Source organism: Paenibacillus wynnii (assembly GCF_000757885.1).
Taxonomy (GTDB): domain Bacteria; phylum Bacillota; class Bacilli; order Paenibacillales; family Paenibacillaceae; genus Paenibacillus_AQ; species Paenibacillus_AQ wynnii.
In genome coordinates this window covers 460,484-478,739 of the sequence record NZ_JQCR01000003.1, presented here as the reverse complement: position 1 = coordinate 478,739, position 18,256 = coordinate 460,484, and the positions used below count along the sequence as shown (strand labels likewise).

The following is an 18,256-nucleotide window of genomic DNA, read 5'->3' as shown; positions in this document are numbered from 1 at the left end:
AGGAGTGTGCTAACATGGGTATTCTAGACGGTAATCCGAAGGACGAGCCGATGCATTACGGTGAAATATCGGGTCTGTGGCAGTATTCCACTGCAGCCAAAGCAATGTTCTCCAGCCTGCAGGCATACCGTTACCATGCGGGGGATAAAGATTTAAAAAGAGTCATTGATGACTTTATAGATCTGGCCTACCGGGAAATTAAAGATTGTGACAAACTGCTGAAAGATAACGGAATTCTTCCTTCCCCTGCTCTGCCGGACCGCCCGACCGCTAAGATGGAGGATATCCCCGTGGGTGCACGGTTCTCTGATCCCGAAATCGCAGCTATGTTATCTGCCAACGTTGCCGTGGGACTGGTCCACTGCAGTCAAATCATGGGCATGTCCATCCGAGAGGATATCGCCGCATTCTTCCTAAAAACACATACCCTTAAGGCAAATCTGGGTCTTTCTATTCTTAGACTGACTAAAGAAAAGGGTTGGCTCATCCCTCCACCGCTTCAAGTAAAAAGGGAACTGGTTAATGCCTAAGTTTATTCCCAAATCCTGCGAAAGCAGGATTTTTTATTATCCATAAGACATGGGATAGCTCTTATTCTCAATTATATGACTGGAACCAAAATCGGATTATCCATCTTACTGTGCAGCTTGTTGGCGGTTTACTCATTTCTAAGGAAACTTTCCTGCATTCAATCTTAACCATAGCCTCCGGCGGAGTGGCAACAGGCGTATGCACCCTCGAAACCTGAACGCAATGGAAATAAGTATGCATATACACGATCATATGTTCGTATTATAATGATAACAAATCCGCCGTCTCTACATAACGGGAGAGTGTGAATCATGAAAAAAGAACGTATCATTATGCTGTCCGACTGCCAAAGCTTCTATGCCTCTGTTGAGAAAGCCTCTAATCCCCAGTACAGCAACCAGCCGCTGGTCGTTGCCGGAGATCCGGCCAGACGGAGCGGAATTGTACTGGCGGCTTGCCCTCTAGCCAAAGCCTTTGGCATTACTACGGCCGAGACCTTGAAAGAAGCACTGACCAAATGCCCTGAGCTGATCGTGGCCAGACCCCGAATGCAGCATTATATAGATGTCTCCGCCCAAATCACAGACATTTTGCGCAAGTACAGTGATCTGGTGGAGCCTTATTCCATTGATGAGCAATTTATTGATATTACAGGCAGCCTATCCTTATTCGGTAGCCCGCGGCAAATTGCCGCAGCTATTCAGGATGTAATCCGCAGAGATACAGGTGTCTATACTCGTATCGGCATCAGCTATTCCAAGGTTACCGCCAAGATGGCTTGCGACTTATGGGCGAAGAAGAACGGCAACGGTCTGTTCTCTCTTTCCAAGGAGCAGCTTCCGGCTTTGCTATGGCCGCAGCCCGTTGGTCAGCTCTTCATGGTAGGCCGCCGTATGTCAGCCCATTTCCAAAGCATGGGCTTAACTACCATCGGGCATCTGGCGCAAATGCCTCTAGCTGAGCTAAAGTGGCGGATGCGCGAGAAGTTCCGCAAAAACTGCGATATTGATGCGGAACTGTACTGGCGGATCGCCAATGGTATGGATGACAGCCCTGTGAATCCGGCCACCTATGAGGCAGCACCCAAGAGTGTCGGCCACCAAATGACCCTTCCCCGAGATTACCCCACGCTGCCGGAGATTAAGACTATACTCTTGGAACTATCGGAGTTGGTATGCAGACGGTGCCGTAACCTGAAGGTGAACGGTGCAGTTGTATCCGTCGGCTGCCAAGGCGCCAGCTTCGATCAACCTACTGGTTTCTCGAGGCAGGTCACCATGAGCGACCCGACAAATGCCACTAATCTGGTATATGAAGCTGCTGTAGCTCTATTCCGGGTGCACTGGGATGGTCAGCCCGTGCGCCGGGTTCACCTCAGTCTCTCCAATCTTAGTGATGAGAACCAGTACCAGCTGACGCTATTCGAATCACGCCCCCGCTACCGGGAGCTGGAACGGGCTACCGATGATTTAAAGGATAAATACGGCGACACCATTATTGGGCGGGCCGCTTCATTTACCGGTTCCGGGCAGATCAAGGAACGCGTCGGCAAGATCGGGGGACATTATAAATAAAATTTAATTTATCAATTCATGGATAAGGGTTGATATTTTCGAACAATGAGGCGACAATCGTAAGATATAACATTCTAGGGGAGGATCGAAAGAAGTTGGATAGCACCGGTCACAGCAACAATACTTCTATACATGAGATTATCGACCTATGCCTCCTGGCCGGTAAAATCATGCTGCAAAGCGGAGCGGAGACTTATCGTGTAGAAGATACGATGACACGTATGGCAGCCTCTCTCGGATTCCCGGGTGCGCATAGTTACGTTACGCCAACCGTCATCATGTTTACTACCAGCAGGATCGAGCCAGTGAAGCTGTTCCGAATTGCAGAGCGTACAACGGATTTGCAAAAGGTATCTGAGGTCAATGACATCTCACGCCGACTCAGCGAACGCCAAATTACGGCAGCGGAAGCCCGTGAGCGCCTTGGCGAGGTAGATGACGCTGCCCACGCCTATCCTATTTGGCTGCAAATTGCCGCTGCTGCACTGACGGGTGCCTGCTTCACTGTGATGTTCAAAGGAAGCTTGTGGGATGCTCTTCCGGCATTGTTTATATCAGGATTAGGATATGGTGCGGTAATTTATTTGCATCGGATTGTACAAGTGAGATTCTTTGCAGAATTCTCCGCCGCTTTCATAGTAGGCCTTCTCGCCTTTTATTCTGTCCAGGTTGGCCTAGGACAGGAAATGGATAAAATTATTATCGGTTCTGTCATGCCGTTAGTTCCAGGGCTGCTCATCACAAATGCGGTTCGTGATTTAATGGCCGGCCATTTAGTCTCAGGTCTATCCAAAGGAGCCGATGCTTTTTTGACGGCGTTTGCGATCGGAACCGGAATTGGTCTGGTACTCTCACTTTTTTAATCATCCCTGCGAAAGAGGTTAGTCGTTCATGATTTTGCAACTTATAACCAGTTTTATCGCCGCTGCTACGTTCTGCATTCTGTTCAATGCTCCCAAGCGCGCGCTGCTGCAATGCGGAATTGCCGGTATGGTGGGATGGATGGTTTATCTACAACTGGATCGGGAGTGGGAAGCCGTCATCGCCACTTTCGGCGCTACGGTCGTTGTGGGTGTCATCAGCCAAATTTTTGCCCGTTCCTTCAAAATGCCCGTCATCATTTTTAGTGTTGGCGGCATTATACCGCTAGTACCGGGCGGCCTGGCTTACGACGCTATGCGGAAATTCGTGGAGAACGATAATACCCAAGCTGTACAAATTGCCACGCAGGCTTTATTACTCTCCGGAGCTATCGCTACAGGTCTTGTTCTGAGTGAAGTGCTCGGACAAATGTTTAGCCGGAGAAATAAATAGAGGCTCCCTAAATGAGAAGCCTTGCACACAAAAAATGTCCGCCCACATAAGGATGTAATCCTTATGCCAGGCGGACATTTTTTAAGCCAATATACTGTTGATGTTGTTATTCTTAATCCAAGATAAGGCTAACGTACCTTCTCCCGCATGGATACCTGCGACAGGAACAAAGGTCATAATCTCTGTCCGCAAGGTGGGAGCCATATCCTTGATTTCTTCTTCCAGCTTCAAGGCTTCTTCCATATTGTTAGCATGCATAATGCACACATCTTTAATGAATCCCAGATCCTTTTTCAGAATCTCCAGCAGTCTTTGCTTGGTCTTCTTGAACGTCCGAATTTTCTCATCCACAATAACCTTGCCTTCGTCAAAACGCAGCAGCAGATTAATGCGCAGCAATTGGCCCAATACTAGTTGGGAGCCGGATAGTCGTCCACCGCGGTGAAGATGTGCCAGGCTGGAAGGGATTAGATAAAAGGACATATTTTGAATAATATTCTCAATCTTCTCTTTGATTTCATTCACGGAAAAGCCCATGTTATGCCACTGAATTCCCCGCATAATCATTTCCCGGATAGGATAAGCTCCAACCTTGGAATCAATTCCCACAATTGAAGTTTCGGCGATCTCAGCAGCCTGTAATGAGGTACTAAATGTACCGCTAAGCTCTGACGAGCAGTGCACGGCGATAATTTCCTCGTACTCTCCCTTTAACTTCTCGTACAATTCGATGAACTCACCGATTGGCGGCTGAGAGCTGCTCACCTTTTCCTGCTCACGCATTTTATCATAGAACTGCTCGGGTGTAATTTCTATATTTTCTTTGTAGCTCTCATCGTTAACAATTAGACGCAAAGGCACAATGTACACGTGGTTATTCTTGGCAAATTCGGGATCAAGTGTACTGGTGCTATCCGTTACCCAAGCGATAGGTTTCATAGAGTCACTTCTCTCTTTCGTGAGGAAAATAGTTGTATGAATGGAGAGACTAACGTTCTTAATAAGGCCTTCCACATTCTTATAAAGTATACCTGAAAACCAGCGTCAATACACGGAAAACACTGAATTCTTACGAACTTTTTCCGACATTTTATCGGTTTATATATGACAAATATACCTATGAAACAGGGGACGATTTATGTTATGTAACTCGTGTTTCCGATGATTTTTTGGTAACTGGCGATGTCCAGTCTTCTGCCAAACTTGCTGCCGATTTCCTTGAAATAGGCACTTTGTTCATACCCATTTCTCAGAAACAGCTGACGGCTTCGTTCATTTTCCGAGCATACGGTAGCCACCAGGACATGAAATTCAAGTTCGGCAGCCTTCTTTTCAATAAAATGCAGAGCACTCTCTCCTACCCCTCTACCCGTACAGTCTGGTTTCAAATATACACTGATTTCACCGGAAGTATCGTAGGCTTGTTTGTTCTTGTGGCGTGTAATAAGCACATAACCCTGCATGTCACCGCCTCTCAGGATCGCGAACGATTTGAACCTTGGATCTCCATTCAGCATAGCTTGCCGCATTTCAGTTAAGCTAAGGGGCTCCGTGTGAAAAGAAACCGTAGTGTTCAACACATAATAGTTATAAATATCCAGCACTTCCGGCAGATGCTCTTCTCTAATTTCGGCAAATGAAAGTGCTGTTACGGTTATATCGCTCATTCTTAATCCCCCTTCAAGTGTTTCCAATTCCCTATGTATTTTCGTTATTATAGCGTAAAGATTTCAACGGGGGCAAAGCTCATTTTCTCTATTGACAAAAATATTTATTTGTGTTATAATATTATATTTTTCTATTGAAATTCATAAATCAAATCAGTATGATATGCATTGTCTAATGATACAGCAATAGTGGAGGGATCTAATGCATATTGCCAAAGGAATAGAAATGCTGGAAATAACGGTACAGGTCATGGGTGGAAGTGACACCCTATATCCTACCCTGCTCTGGGATGAGAAATCAGCGGTGTTGGTGGATACCGGCTACCCCGGTCTGCTGGGAAAATTCAAGGAGGCTTTTATAGAGGCTAATGTACCTTGGTCTAAGCTGCGCACTATTATCATCACCCATCAGGATTTGGACCATATCGGAAGCCTGCCCTCTATCCTGACAGAAGGGGCTTCGGGACTTACGGTTCTGTCACATGAAATCGAGCAGCCTTATATTGAGGGTGACAAAATGCTGCTAAAGCATACACCGGAGGCTCTCGCTGCAGCTGAAGCTATGATTCCACCGCATGTACCCGACGAGTGGCGGCGGGCGTTTCTATCCGTACTCGCAAACCCGCCCAAAGGAAGAGTGGATAACACCATTGGGAACAGGGACTTTCTTCCCTATGCAGGTGGAATAACAATTATTCATACACCTGGCCATAGCCCGGGCCATCTTAGCCTGTACCATCATGAGAGTCAGACACTTATAGCCGGCGATGCACTAACTGTCCTGGACGGTGAGCTGTATGGACCCGATCCAAGAGCAACCCCCGATCTGGAAGAAGCCCTTATTTCGTTGACCCATTTCAGCGAATATGAGATTAAGACAGTCATTTGCTATCACGGCGGCCTGTACCAAGGAGATCTACAGAAACGAATTGCCGAACTGACCTCAAAGGGGAAAACAGAAGGTTAATATATTAAAAAGAGGCAAAGCCATAACCGGCTCTGCCTCCCTTGATATGAACATACCCTGCAACCAGAACTATTATCAGGATTCAGAAGCTACTGTAAACCGCTCGCGGATATGCTCCGGCTTCTCCATTTCATCCACAATGGCAACCGCGTAATCTTCGTAGCTGACATAGCTCTCGCCTTTGGAGTTCACAAGCAAGTGATCTTTGCCTTTGATATAAGACCCTGTTCTTTCACCAAGTGCAAACGTGGCGGATGGACTAACGAATGTCCAAGAGAGAACGTCCGTCCCCTGAAGAATTTCCAGGTTTTTAGCCTGATTGGAAGCCGTTGGTTTCACGAAGTCAGGAAATCCGGGTGTATCGATTACTTTCAGCGTCTTCGCTTCATCCACATATAAGCTTCCGGCTCCGCCGACTACAATCAGTCTAGTGCCGGGTAGATTTCTTAGCGCTTCAATAAGGATATTTCCGGCATCTACATGCAGATGTTCCTCCCCCATCGGAGCGGCAAAAGCATTTACTACAACGTCAAAGCCCTTCAAATCTTCAGACGTTAAAGCAAACACATCTTTCTCAAGCACATTAGCGTTTGGGTTAGTCACCTTGGATGAACTCCGTACAATGGATGTTACCTCATGACCTCTATCCAACGCTTCCTGTACAATCCGACTTCCCGCTTTCCCACTGGCACCAATTACTGCAATTTTCATCCTAAATACCCTCCTAATTTTTATAGCGAGTGCTTAACTACTAATTTAATTCCAATGTTCCACGGATCTCTGAGTGCGGGCGCGCCATCCACTTCATCCACTGTGTATCCCGCCTTGCGGACTCGCTCCACTACAACTGCACGTTCCTCTTCACTGGGCAGCAGCAAGGTGAAATAATCGATACCTGCCGCATCTTCTGGAGCTGCCGGAGCGCCTTGGCCGGCCCAAATATTGAGACCGATATGGTGATGATATCCTCCAGCCGAAATGAACATTGCCGCATCTCCATAATAAGCAGTCAACTCAAAGCCGAGCAAATCAACGTAGAAACCCTTGGCTTTGCCCAGATCTCCTACGTGAAAATGGACATGCCCAATCACGGTTCCCTCAGGCAATCCACTCCACGTGAGATCTTCGGAAGCCGCCAGCAGTCCATCCACATCGACCGGATCCGTACTCATGACAACATGCCCTTCAGCGTCGTGTCTCCACGAATCCCTTGGACGGTCACGATAAATCTCAATCCCGTTATTATCCGGGTCCTGAATGTACAGCGCCTCACTCACTAGATGATCACCTTGGCCTACATGGATTCCCGAAGAGATCAAATTACGCAACACCAGCCCTAGACTAGGACGATCCGGAACAAGAATAGCAAAGTGATATAATCCGGCTACCGAATTCCGGCGCAGCACCTTCGCATGCTCAATCTCCCGCAGAATCAATAGAACATTCTGTCCATCCGCAGTCATCTCGACCTCCCGACTCTTCTGCCGCAAAACCTTCAGCCCTACGACATTTTGGTAAAAATCCAGTGAATGCTCCAATTGACTTACTCTAATCTGTACTAGGCCAATCTCGACATCCTGGTGCAGCGTTGTAGTTGTTCCACTCATACATAAACCCTCCCTTAATCTTCTTTGAACATCCTAAAGATAGATAATCAGTATTGTTCACTGCTACTAAATTAAACATTCAACTTGTAACCATCACAGTTACAAAATCACTTCCTTTAGTATAGCTGGTTTCATTAAGTTTGTAAAGATCGGAATAGATGTGTGACAAATGTTATATTATATTACATCAAGGACTAAAATACAGGTGATATTTCATTAAAACTTAATTATTTAGAATTTTTACGTTATGTTTATTGACACAATTCAAAAAGCTATTTATAGTAACAGATAAGATTCATTAGCTCAACGACACAATGATGTGTCTCCGCGAGCAGTATGTATCATTGTGGACAGGTAAGCTTTTCGATTCTGTTGTTCCAACTTCAAAAACTTAATAAGAGTCAGTCACGATGACGTGGCTGCACATGGCAATGAGGCCGATTCACTTAATTCGCATGTTCTGCGGATTCTGTTAGTCGGCCTTTTTTCGCCCAAAGATGAAATGAGAATGGAGGATTTACAGAGAATTACGAAATGTTTCACGAAAAAATTAAGCAGTTTAACTATTAAAGGGGGTTTTTGTGATGGAAGCAAAAAGTTTTCGTAAAGCAGGTCACTCTCCAAGTTTGTTGTCAGCCTTTCTGTATTTTGATGTAAGTTTTATGATTTGGGTGCTTTGTGGGTCCTTATCTCTTTTTATCACTAAGGACTTTGGTTTGTCAGATACTCAGAAAGCAACAATGGTTGCCATTCCAATTCTTGGCGGATCCGTATTCCGGATACCGATGGGAATCTTAGCAGATCGTATCGGTGCTAAAAAGGCAGGACTTATTGGGATGATTCTTACCATTCTCCCTCTGCTCTGGGGCTGGTTAGGCGGAACGAGCTTGCTCCAAATTCAATCCATTGGATTTTTGCTTGGTTTTGCCGGTGCAAGCTTTGCCGTCTCCCTTTCCTTGGCCAGCCGCTGGTACCCTCCTCAATATCAAGGTCTGGCAATGGGGATTGCCGGAGCAGGAAACAGCGGTACTGCGCTTGCTACCTTTTTCGGACCTCAATTAGCAGAGGCTTATGGATGGCACAATGTGTTTGGGCTCGCGATTATTCCTTTGGTCATCGTACTTATCATCTATGCCGTTCTTGCCAAGGATGCTCCTAATGCTCCTGCTCCTAAAACAATGAAGGACTACCTCAGTGTATTCAAATTTGCAGAAACCTGGTGGTTCTCCATTTTCTACGCAATTACCTTCGGCGGTTTTGTCGGGTTTGCCAGCTACTTCAGCATTTTCTTCTATGATGTGTACGGAGACAACGTAAACCCTGGGGGTATTACCAAGGTACAGGTAGGTTACTTGGTGACCATAACAGTCATCGCGGGCAGCTTCTTTAGACCTGTAGGCGGTTGGATTGCAGATAAGATCGGTGGTATGCGCTTCTTGGGCATTTTGTACAGTGTGATTACAGTATCTGCGTTTGCGATCGCTACGATGCCAAGTTCGTTCCTAGTTATGCTCCTCTATACAAGTGTTATGATGGCTTGCCTCGGAATGGGCAACGGATCTGTGTTCCAAATTGTTCCTCAACGTTTTTCTAAGGAAATCGGCGTTGTAACTGGGATTGTGGGAGCTGCTGGTGGTTTGGGAGGATATCTGCTGCCGAAATATATACTGGGTCCTTTAAAAGAATCAACAGGCTCACATGTAACTGGGTTTCTAGTTGTGGGTAGCATTGTTCTAGTAACTACCCTTATCTTCATTGCGGTTACTCGCTCATGGAAAAAGTCGTGGGCCTCCACGGAATCGGGAATTAACTTCTGAAAAATAACTTAATCGGTGTTTGAGCACTACCAAGGCGGTGAATCCACATGACAACAAAAAAAGTAAAAAGTGTCTGCCCCTATTGTGGTGTTGGCTGCGGGATTGTGCTCGAAGTGTCCGATAATCGCGTAGTTAAAGTCACCGGGGATAAAGAGCATCCTGCCAATTTCGGAAGACTATGTACTAAAGGAAGCAGCTGCGCTGAAGCTATCACGGAATCAGGGCGAATGGAATATGCATACAGACGCAACGCTCGCGGACAGAAGCCCAAAAAAGTCGGGATGGATGAAACCATCTCCGAAACTGCACAAAGACTGCGGGCCATTCTAGATAAGCACGGCCCGGATGCACTGTCTTTTTATGTATCCGGTCAGATGTCTCTCGAAGCACAATATCTGATTAACAAGCTGGCCAAGGGCTACGTCCGCACCAACAACATCGAATCTAATTCACGGTTATGCATGGCGAGTGCGGGCACCGGATACAAGCTTTCTCTTGGGTCCGATGGCCCTCCGGGTTCCTATCAGGATATTGAACAGACGAATTTGTTTTTTGTTATCGGGGCAAATATGGCTGACTGTCATCCCATCCTGTTCCTTCGGGTTATGGATCGGCTTAAAGCCGGTGCAAAGATGATCGTGGTGGACCCTCGCCGCAATACTACCGCAGATAAAGCCTCACTTTATTTGCAGATTAAGCCAGGGACAGATCTAGCCCTGCTGAATGGCATCTTGCATTTATTAGTTAAGAACGGTCATACTGACCTGGATTTTATTGCCGAATTCACTTCAGGTTGGGAGAACATGGATGCCTTGCTGGAGGATTACACTCCAGACAAGGTGGCTGAAATCACCGGACTTGCTGAGTCCGATATTCGCCAAGCAGCCCTATGGATCGGCGAGTCGCCAGAATGGATGTCCTGCTGGACGATGGGTCTGAACCAAAGCACTCACGGCACTTGGCATACCAATGCCATCTGCAACTTACATTTGGCTACAGGAAAGATTTGCCGCCCAGGCAGCGGTCCTTTCTCACTCACAGGTCAACCCAATGCCATGGGGGGCAGAGAAATGGGTTATATGGGGCCCGGCTTACCCGGACAACGTTCCGTATTAGTTGAAGCGGATCGTAGATTTATTGAGGATCTATGGAGCGTACCTCAAGGCACTCTCCAGACTGAAGTGGGAAGCGGCACTATATCCATGTTCGAGAGTATGCAAGCCGGAGATATCAAAGCTTGTTGGATTATTTGTACGAACCCTGTTGCCACCGTTCCCAATCGTAAAAACGTCATCGCAGGTTTACAAAAAGCTGAACTGGTCATTACGCAGGACGCATTCTTCGAAACCGAAACGAACTCGTATGCAGATATTATGCTGCCGGGAGCCTTATGGTCTGAAAGTGATGGAGTTATGATTAACTCCGAACGAAATCTTACCTTAGCGCAGAAAGCAGTCGAGCCGCCTGGAGAAATCTTGCCTGACTGGCAGATTATCGCCCGAGTTGCCTGCGAGATGGGCTTCTCCTCCGGCTTTACCTACGCCTCCTCGGCTGAAGTCTATCTGGAAATCCAGCAGGCTTGGAATCCTAAAAGCGGCTATGACATCCGGGGTGCTTCCTACGAACGATTGCGTGAAGCGCCTATCCAATGGCCTTGCGCTCCTGGTAGTCCTAATCAAAATCCAATCCGTTATTTGAATAACGGAATCAGTCAAACCCTTAGAGTAGATGTAGACGGCAGTAGCCCGCGGATTGTTTTCCCCACAGAAAGTGGAAAGGGAATGTTCTGGGCACGCCCCTATTTACCTCCTCATGAAATGCCGGACAACGAATATCCTTTGGTGCTCAACACAGGTCGCTTACAGCATCAATGGCACACCATGACCAAGACAGGAAAGATTCCAAAGCTTAATAAGTTGAATCCGGGCCCTTTCATTGAGATTCATACGGAAGATGCAGCAGCGCTTGGCATACTGAACCAAGATCCTGTGGAGATTAGATCTCGGCGAGGTCTGGCCATCCTGCCGGCGGTTGTCACCGACCGAGTACGCCCCGGAAATTGCTTTGCACCCTTCCATTGGAATGATGTATTTGGTAACCATCTGGCGATAAATGAAGTTACGAGCGATGCGGTCGATCCGATATCCTTTCAGCCCGAATTCAAATTCTGCTCCGTCTCTATTGTCAGAGCTGGCGATCAAAAAGTTGTAGTCCCTATTGCAGCTGTTGAAGCTACTATCAAACAAAAGGAGGCCGTGCATATGGCGCAAATGGATACGCTTGCCAGCATACTTGGAATTGAATCCTATCCCCCACTGACTTTAAATGATCATGAAAAAATATACGTTTCCGGACTCATAACCAGTCTGCGCACCAAGGAATCGCTGCAATCACCCGGCATTCCGGTCCTGCCTCCTACCGCACCCCTTGAACCCGCCAAGCGAATTTGGCTGGATGGCCTGTTAGCAGGATTATTTTCCCGCACTTATCTTCCTGAACCTGTTGCATCGGAAATGACCACTGTGTCTAAGCAAATAAAGAAAGCAACAAAAACACCAGTCACCATTGTTTGGGCCTCACAAACCGGCAATGCGGAAGATGCCGCCCAAGACTGTGCCCATAAACTGCAGGCAGCAGGGCATGATACCCAACTAGTAAATATGAATGACTATCCACTAACTGACCTTTCTCAAGAACGCTTTGTTCTATTCGTGACGAGCACATTTGGCGCTGGGGATCCTCCAGATAACGGTGAATACTTTTGGCGCTCTTTAAATACAGATCATGCCCCCACTTTGTCAAATCTGCATTATGCCGTACTCGCCTTCGGTGATTCCAACTTTGATCAATTTTGCGGGTTTGGCCGAAATCTGGATACACGTCTGGAACAGCTTGGTGCACAGCGGTTCTATGATTGTGTCGATTGCGATACGGATTTCCAGGAGCAGGTGGAATCGTGGATTATTTCCATTGAAACGGCATTAGACGAGTCCGCAAGCCATCCGGTGGCGGTGAAAGCACTCGATCCTATAAAGTCCACAGCAGACGTTGAATCTTCAAAAAAAAACGGTTATGACCGTGATCATCCGCTCCACACACAAATCCTGACCAACCGACTTCTTAGCAGAGACCATTCGGAGAAAGAAACACGCCATTATGTATTTAATCTCAAGGACACCGATTTACAATTTGAACCCGGTGATGCACTGGGGGTCTGGCCGTCCAACTGCCCGGAGCTCATTGATGAGCTTTTAACTGCCATCCAATTACAGCCTTCCGTTACGGTTACGCTAAAAGAGCATGGAGAAATGCCTTTAAATGAGGCGATGCTCCGGCATTTAGACATTACCCGTATAACACCGGCGATGCTCCAGTTCATTCAAGAACATTCAAACAGCAGTTTGTTAGGTGAACTTCTCAAGAAAGAAAATAAAAACCAGCTGCAGAAATGGCTGTGGGGACGGCAATTAATTGATTTACTTCAAGAGTTCCCTGTATCGGCCTGTGCACAGGACTTTATAACCATGCTGAAGCCTATGCAGCCCCGACTATATTCTATTTCATCGAGTCCCAAGGCGAATCCGGGTGAGGTTCACGTAACCGTGTCGACTGTGCGCTATGAATACAACGGTAAAATACGGAAGGGTGTATGCTCCACATTTCTTGCAGATCAAGCGATGCATCATACCGAAATTCCTATCTTTATTCAGAAATCCGCTCATTTCCGCCCGCCGACAAATCCGGATGCACCGATGATTATGGTCGGGCCGGGCACCGGAGTGGGTCCATTCCGAGGTTTCTTGCAAGAACGCCAAGCCATAAGTGCCAAGGGCCGGAACTGGTTAATATTCGGAGAGCAGCGGGAGGATAGCGATTTCTACTTCAAGGAGGAGCTAGACGCCATACAGAAGGACGGCTATCTTCATCGCCTAGACACAGCCTTTTCACGGGATCAGGACGAGAAAATCTATGTTCAGCACCGCATGCTTGAGCATGGAGCTGAACTGTGGTCATGGCTCGCAGAAGGTGCCCACTTCTATGTATGTGGAGATGCCAACAGAATGGCCAAAGAGGTCGATAGCGCACTTAAAAAGGTTATTCAAGTGCATGGCCGAATGAATGCGGATGAGGCCGAAGGGTACGTTAGAGAGATGTCTCAATCGAAGAGATATTCACGGGATGTCTATTAATTTGAAGGGATTTCATTCACAATCTGCTGAAGGGTAACCTCATGAAGAACATGCTCCATGGCTTTCTGCGCCAGTGAGAATACAGGTACAATAGCTCCGGCAATATTCTTACCTACCGGACATGACGGATTGGGGTGCTCATGTATAGAGAACAAGGAATCCTCTTCTACTGCATGAACTGCCTTATAAATCTGAAGAAGAGTAATCTCGGCTGAGCTACGCGCAAGCTTGGCTCCTGCCACTCCAGGGCGAACATGAACCAGACCTGCTTCCTTCAGCATGCCCGTAATACGTCTTATCACGACGGGATTTGTATTTACACTGCCGGCAATCCATTCGGAGGTACTTTTGCCTTCTTTATTTTGATCCAGTAGCGTTAAGATATGGATAGCAACCGCAAACCGAGTGCTGATGTTCATAGGAATCTCTCCTTATTTTCTTAGAGCAAGCTAATTGAATTGAGGATTTCCGCAACCTGAAGGCCATACTTTTTACTAAGCCGCGATTTACCGAGATTACTCTTCACAATCTTGATGATTCGAGCATCTCTGCTCTGAGCAAATTTGCGCAGCATGACAAAACCCTCCACCGGTTCACTCGCAACAAAAACACTGAGACTATACTCCAACCCTTTGGATAATACGCGAAAATGCTCTGGATCACCCTGAACTCCGGCATTGGCAGCTAGTCGATCCATAATTTCTGTCGCCAAGTTCAGGCAATATACAGCATTGTCATGCACCTTAAGCAACGGTGGATGGGCTAATGCTGCAACAAAGGCTCGCTGTTCAAGCTGAGTCGCTCCCGGTCCCCAGCGATCCAACAGTTGGCACAGGAGCGTGAAATCATATTCCCCGACACTTTGCATTCCCATCGCAGCGGCCTCGCGCAGGCGCCACCCAGAATCATTCATTGCTGATTTCAAAATCCCCCGAATAACACCTTGCCGCTCCTCATCCGCATACCCGTAATAGGCACCGGAGGCCCTCACTGCACAGAAAGCCAGAAACTCACGAGGATCGTTCGACTCTATCGCTCCCTCTGATAAGATTGTCCAAAAGTTGAGCAGCTCCCAGGCTGTATCGGTTAGGTCCAATTTGCCAAAGCATTCCGTAAAACGGTCCGACAATCCCAGATTGGCCCTCGGTCCAGGCAGGTGACTTTCTTTTAACATATAATCCGTAAGCTGAGCTCTCTCTGCGATGTCGTTTATCCATTGTTCCAACGGCACTGTCACATTCTTTTGCGGAGTCATGCTTGGTTCCCCCCTGGATTAGTTTATCAAGCACTTGTCAAAATAATCGGCGCATCCTTCGTAACGATAATGGTATGCTCAAACTGCGCTACCCGGCTATTATCCGCTACGCTGAGTGTCCATCCGTCCGACTGCTGCTGCACATAATCTTCCCCGGTAGATAAGAAGGGTTCTATTGTAATCACTTGGCCCTCCTTCAGTACAGCGTTGTCACGCGAATTATAGTAGGGTAGGATTTCAAACGGCTTCTCGTGCAATGACTTGCCGATTCCATGGCTGCACAGGTTCCGCACAATGTTATAGCCTCTTTCACGGGCTTCCCGTTCCATCACTCTGCCGATCTCGTTGACCTTCATCCCTGCTCTAAGATGGTTGATCACGCTCATCATAGTTTCTTCAGTATTACGGCACAGATGCAGAATCTTATCATCGTAGGGCGGAAGCTGAAATGACTCCCCTGCATCCCCAAAGTAACCAAACAGTTCAGCAGATACATCAATATTAATCAGATCTCCCGCTGCAATGACTCTTGATCCCGGAATTCCATGGGCCACCTCTTCATTAATGCTTATACAAGTGCTTCCCGGGAAGTCGTACGTTTTCTTGGGAGCGGATATCGCACCGAATTGCTCCAATATCTTTGCCCCAAACTGATCGAGCTCCGCAGTTGTCATACCTGGCGCTGCTTTCTTCTTCATCTCGGCAATCGTATAGCCTACCACTTTCCCTATGGCTTGTAGACCTTCTAAATCTAGGGGTGTATTGCAAATCATGAACTCACTTTCCTCTCATTACTATGTAGTTCAATTATGTAGTTCAATATCGTATCGGATGTTACAGCCAATCAATACAGTAGTTCTCTTAACTTATCTGAGTATTTCACCGGAATGGAATAACCTTGGCTACTATTTTCAGCAGAAACAAGTAGTCCCCGGTACCCCTTGTCTTTTCTTAAAGTAAGATAATAATCCTCTGCTTTACCATTCTTATAAATAACCTTCATATTAAATTCAATACCGTAATCAAGCTCGCCATTCATCTTCTTGCTCTTATTCATGGCTTCAGCAACTATTTTAATAGACGCCGCTTCTGTGAGCGTTTTGGTCTCAAAGGGAGCCTCTACATTCTCCGGATTAAGGGCATGATAGATCAATAATATTTCTGACACCCTATTGGCATTAATATGTCCAACACCGTTCTGACATCCGCTTAATGCTAAGACACACAGGATAAGAATAAGTAAACCGGATTTTCTGATTATAATAACCACCTCCGAATACATATCAGCCCTCTAATTATAACAGCCTCGGGAAGCTTAATAAATCTAATGTGCTTAATTAAGAAGCTAAAGCTTATAGTTCAAAACTAAAATCAATCGTTGATCGCTTGTGAAACAGGCCGCTACGGGTTCGGAGGGTTCTTGCGATCGCTGTTAAAGCCCGATTTCTGATTGTAAAATGAATTATAGGTTGTCCAGAATCCCTCCGACCCTCCGCTCTGTTCGCTCATAAAACTCTGATTTTAAAGAGTGATACAAGCTCATACTTTATATTAAAAAAAGACTGAACCGTCTTCCAGAGCACGATTCAGTCTTCACTAAGTATATATAAAAAATATATTATATAGATTGTACTTTGAACTACTCCTTGGAAATGTAGTAGGTGTCTTTAGTAAGCGATAATTACAAGTTTGTTTTAGATCTAGTTTGCTACTAGGACTTTTCTGTCCTCTGTCCTCTGTTCCTGTGGTAAATAAAGTTTAGAGGGAAAGCTTCCCTGTAAATCATAAATAAAATTGTTTAATCAACATTTAGAGGGAAAAACCCCCTATAAATTCAACAAAATTATCTGTATTGAGCTAAAACCTGAAATTAGAGGGGAAGATTCCCTCTATAAAACTCTACAAGGGTTGAATCCTTAAATTAGTAGGAGTAATTCCTTCTAAATAAGCTGAAGTTAAAAAATTACAAAAAGCGAGAAAGAACGAAAGGTAATATGAGAAACCATAGGAGCGATAGCAAGCACCTTGTATCCGATTTCACGTATTTAACTAATTACACCAACGGCTCTCAGCCAAGCATCAGCAATAAGGGCATGACCTGCCGGAGAGGGATGAACACCGTCTGGTGCCCAATAGGAGGACTCCGCTTTGACAGAAGCCGCAGCAAATAATCCATCAAGCGGAACAAGGACTGCACCATACTCACGTGCCAGTTCACGCACAATATGTATCTTAGGATCAAGATCCGTACGCCATCCCTTGCGATCCTCTGGTACGGGCAGAACAAACGGTTCAATAAGAACCAGCTTGGCATCGAGAGTTTCCCGTGTGCGCTCAATCAAATCCCGATAGGTAGCTTCGAACTGCTCCGCCGTAGTTTCTTCCCCGGAATCCATGCGGCGCCAGGTATCGTTTATTCCAATATATATAGATACCCATGTCGGTTTCAAATCCAGACAATCCTTGTCCCAGCGCTCTTGCAGATCCACCACACGATTGCCGCCGATACCGCGGTTAATAAAAGTAAGATTCTTCTCAGGATACATATGCCCCATACGCGCGGCAACCATCAGTGCATAACCTACACCCAGGGAGGAAGCGTCTTCATAATTACGTCCCCAATCTGTAATACTGTCTCCTTGAAATAATACAACGTCATTTGGCTTAAAAGTCATACATGGTGTCCTCCTCAATATTCTCTTGGAAATAACCCATCTATTATATCAGAGTTACCTTCAACAACGCATTGTCCCTTATTGTGCAAAATTGTTTAATTTCCTTTCCAATTTCAGTTTCAGATCGTACTCCCCGAGTTTCTTCCACTTTCGTAATTAATTTCGATACCTGCTTAATTTTCAATTCCAACTTCTCCAGCTCTGAGTGTATTTGACATTCCTTGGTCATTAATCCTTTCCTGTTAATCCATAATTAGCTAGTATAATTAATTACAATAAATATTCAAAATTAACTAAACAGGAGCTGAACATTATGGGATTAGCCATGTGGGTGATCGGCTTAATAATTATTGGCGCAATTACTCAGTTCACGATGAAAAGAAAAAGGTGCTTTACATTTAAGAGAAGAAGCAGCTTTATGCTGCTCATTCTCGCTCAGATCCTACTTTTCCGCCCGTAATTTCTGGCCAATCTCATCTGTGATTCCCTGCTCTTCTCCTTCGCTTCCTGATTTTCTTGGTCAAAGAGTAAGACTTGATTCTGATTTCCTCCAGATTCTTAATATTCATGATGACACCTGAATATCAGTAATCACTTGACGGCCAGTAACTTCGAGTGGCCGGTGCTCCTCCTAAAAATACATCATCTATTCACGCTTT

The 18,256-nt window shown here is 46.1% G+C and carries 16 protein-coding genes; 7 read left to right on the top strand and 9 right to left on the bottom strand.

Annotation, left to right across the window (positions count from 1 at the left end; genetic code table 11):
• Window positions 1-14: 14 nt before the first annotated feature.
• The 4 genes from PWYN_RS17350 (at window position 15) to PWYN_RS17335 (ending at window position 3,419) form a co-directional block, all read left to right on the top strand.
• Entirely contained in the window at window positions 15-530 is a 516-nt protein-coding gene (locus PWYN_RS17350) for a DUF3231 family protein (RefSeq protein WP_036654618.1), read from the top strand.
• Window positions 531-842: 312 nt separating this feature from the next.
• Entirely contained in the window at window positions 843-2,105 is a 1,263-nt protein-coding gene (locus PWYN_RS17345; RefSeq protein ID WP_036654616.1) for a DNA polymerase IV, read from the top strand.
• Window positions 2,106-2,200: 95 nt separating this feature from the next.
• On the top strand, window positions 2,201-2,968 hold the full coding sequence (locus PWYN_RS17340) for a threonine/serine exporter family protein (protein ID WP_036654613.1): 768 nt from the start codon (window positions 2,201-2,203) through the stop codon (window positions 2,966-2,968).
• A 28-nt stretch (window positions 2,969-2,996) separates the two neighbouring features.
• The gene (locus PWYN_RS17335) at window positions 2,997-3,419 is read left to right on the top strand and encodes a threonine/serine exporter family protein (protein ID WP_036654611.1); all 423 of its coding nucleotides are present in this window, start codon (window positions 2,997-2,999) and stop codon (window positions 3,417-3,419) included.
• 81 nt (window positions 3,420-3,500) lie between these two features.
• Here the strand turns inward: PWYN_RS17335 and PWYN_RS17330 are convergent, their stop codons facing one another.
• The gene (locus PWYN_RS17330; RefSeq protein WP_036654609.1) at window positions 3,501-4,358 is read right to left on the bottom strand and encodes a DegV family protein; all 858 of its coding nucleotides are present in this window, start codon (window positions 4,356-4,358) and stop codon (window positions 3,501-3,503) included.
• 197 nt (window positions 4,359-4,555) lie between these two features.
• Entirely contained in the window at window positions 4,556-5,086 is a 531-nt protein-coding gene (locus PWYN_RS17325) for a GNAT family N-acetyltransferase (RefSeq protein WP_036654607.1), read from the bottom strand.
• A 202-nt stretch (window positions 5,087-5,288) separates the two neighbouring features.
• Here PWYN_RS17325 and PWYN_RS17320 point away from each other — a divergent pair, with 202 nt between their 5' ends.
• Entirely contained in the window at window positions 5,289-6,053 is a 765-nt protein-coding gene (locus PWYN_RS17320) for an MBL fold metallo-hydrolase (protein WP_036654605.1), read from the top strand.
• Between the two features lie 75 nt (window positions 6,054-6,128).
• Here the strand turns inward: PWYN_RS17320 and PWYN_RS17315 are convergent, their stop codons facing one another.
• Window positions 6,129-6,764 (bottom strand): NAD(P)-dependent oxidoreductase, encoded by a 636-nt coding sequence (locus PWYN_RS17315; RefSeq protein WP_036654603.1) that lies wholly within the window; start codon window positions 6,762-6,764, stop codon window positions 6,129-6,131.
• 20 nt (window positions 6,765-6,784) lie between these two features.
• Entirely contained in the window at window positions 6,785-7,660 is an 876-nt protein-coding gene (locus PWYN_RS17310) for a VOC family protein (protein WP_036654601.1), read from the bottom strand.
• A gap of 584 nt (window positions 7,661-8,244) precedes the next feature.
• On the opposite strand from PWYN_RS17310, the gene PWYN_RS17305 reads away from it, so the two are divergent.
• Entirely contained in the window at window positions 8,245-9,477 is a 1,233-nt protein-coding gene (locus PWYN_RS17305; RefSeq protein ID WP_036654599.1) for a nitrate/nitrite transporter, read from the top strand.
• Window positions 9,478-9,524: 47 nt separating this feature from the next.
• On the top strand, window positions 9,525-13,667 hold the full coding sequence (locus PWYN_RS17300; RefSeq protein ID WP_036654597.1) for a bifunctional nitrate reductase/sulfite reductase flavoprotein subunit alpha: 4,143 nt from the start codon (window positions 9,525-9,527) through the stop codon (window positions 13,665-13,667).
• On the opposite strand, the gene PWYN_RS17295 is transcribed toward PWYN_RS17300, so the two are convergent.
• The 5 genes from PWYN_RS17295 to PWYN_RS17275 form a co-directional block, all read right to left on the bottom strand.
• Complete coding sequence (locus PWYN_RS17295; RefSeq protein WP_036654595.1) at window positions 13,664-14,086, bottom strand: Rrf2 family transcriptional regulator; 423 nt, start codon at window positions 14,084-14,086, stop codon at window positions 13,664-13,666. The genes PWYN_RS17300 and PWYN_RS17295 overlap by 4 nt on opposite strands.
• Before the next feature lie 20 nt (window positions 14,087-14,106).
• The gene (locus PWYN_RS17290) at window positions 14,107-14,922 is read right to left on the bottom strand and encodes a hypothetical protein (protein ID WP_052088078.1); all 816 of its coding nucleotides are present in this window, start codon (window positions 14,920-14,922) and stop codon (window positions 14,107-14,109) included.
• A 26-nt stretch (window positions 14,923-14,948) separates the two neighbouring features.
• The gene (gene map / locus PWYN_RS17285; RefSeq protein ID WP_036654593.1) at window positions 14,949-15,695 is read right to left on the bottom strand and encodes a type I methionyl aminopeptidase; all 747 of its coding nucleotides are present in this window, start codon (window positions 15,693-15,695) and stop codon (window positions 14,949-14,951) included.
• A 71-nt stretch (window positions 15,696-15,766) separates the two neighbouring features.
• Complete coding sequence (locus PWYN_RS17280; protein ID WP_036654591.1) at window positions 15,767-16,204, bottom strand: YhfM domain-containing protein; 438 nt, start codon at window positions 16,202-16,204, stop codon at window positions 15,767-15,769.
• Between the two features lie 763 nt (window positions 16,205-16,967).
• On the bottom strand, window positions 16,968-17,597 hold the full coding sequence (locus PWYN_RS17275; protein ID WP_036654589.1) for an SGNH/GDSL hydrolase family protein: 630 nt from the start codon (window positions 17,595-17,597) through the stop codon (window positions 16,968-16,970).
• Between the last annotated feature and the right edge of the window lie 659 nt (window positions 17,598-18,256).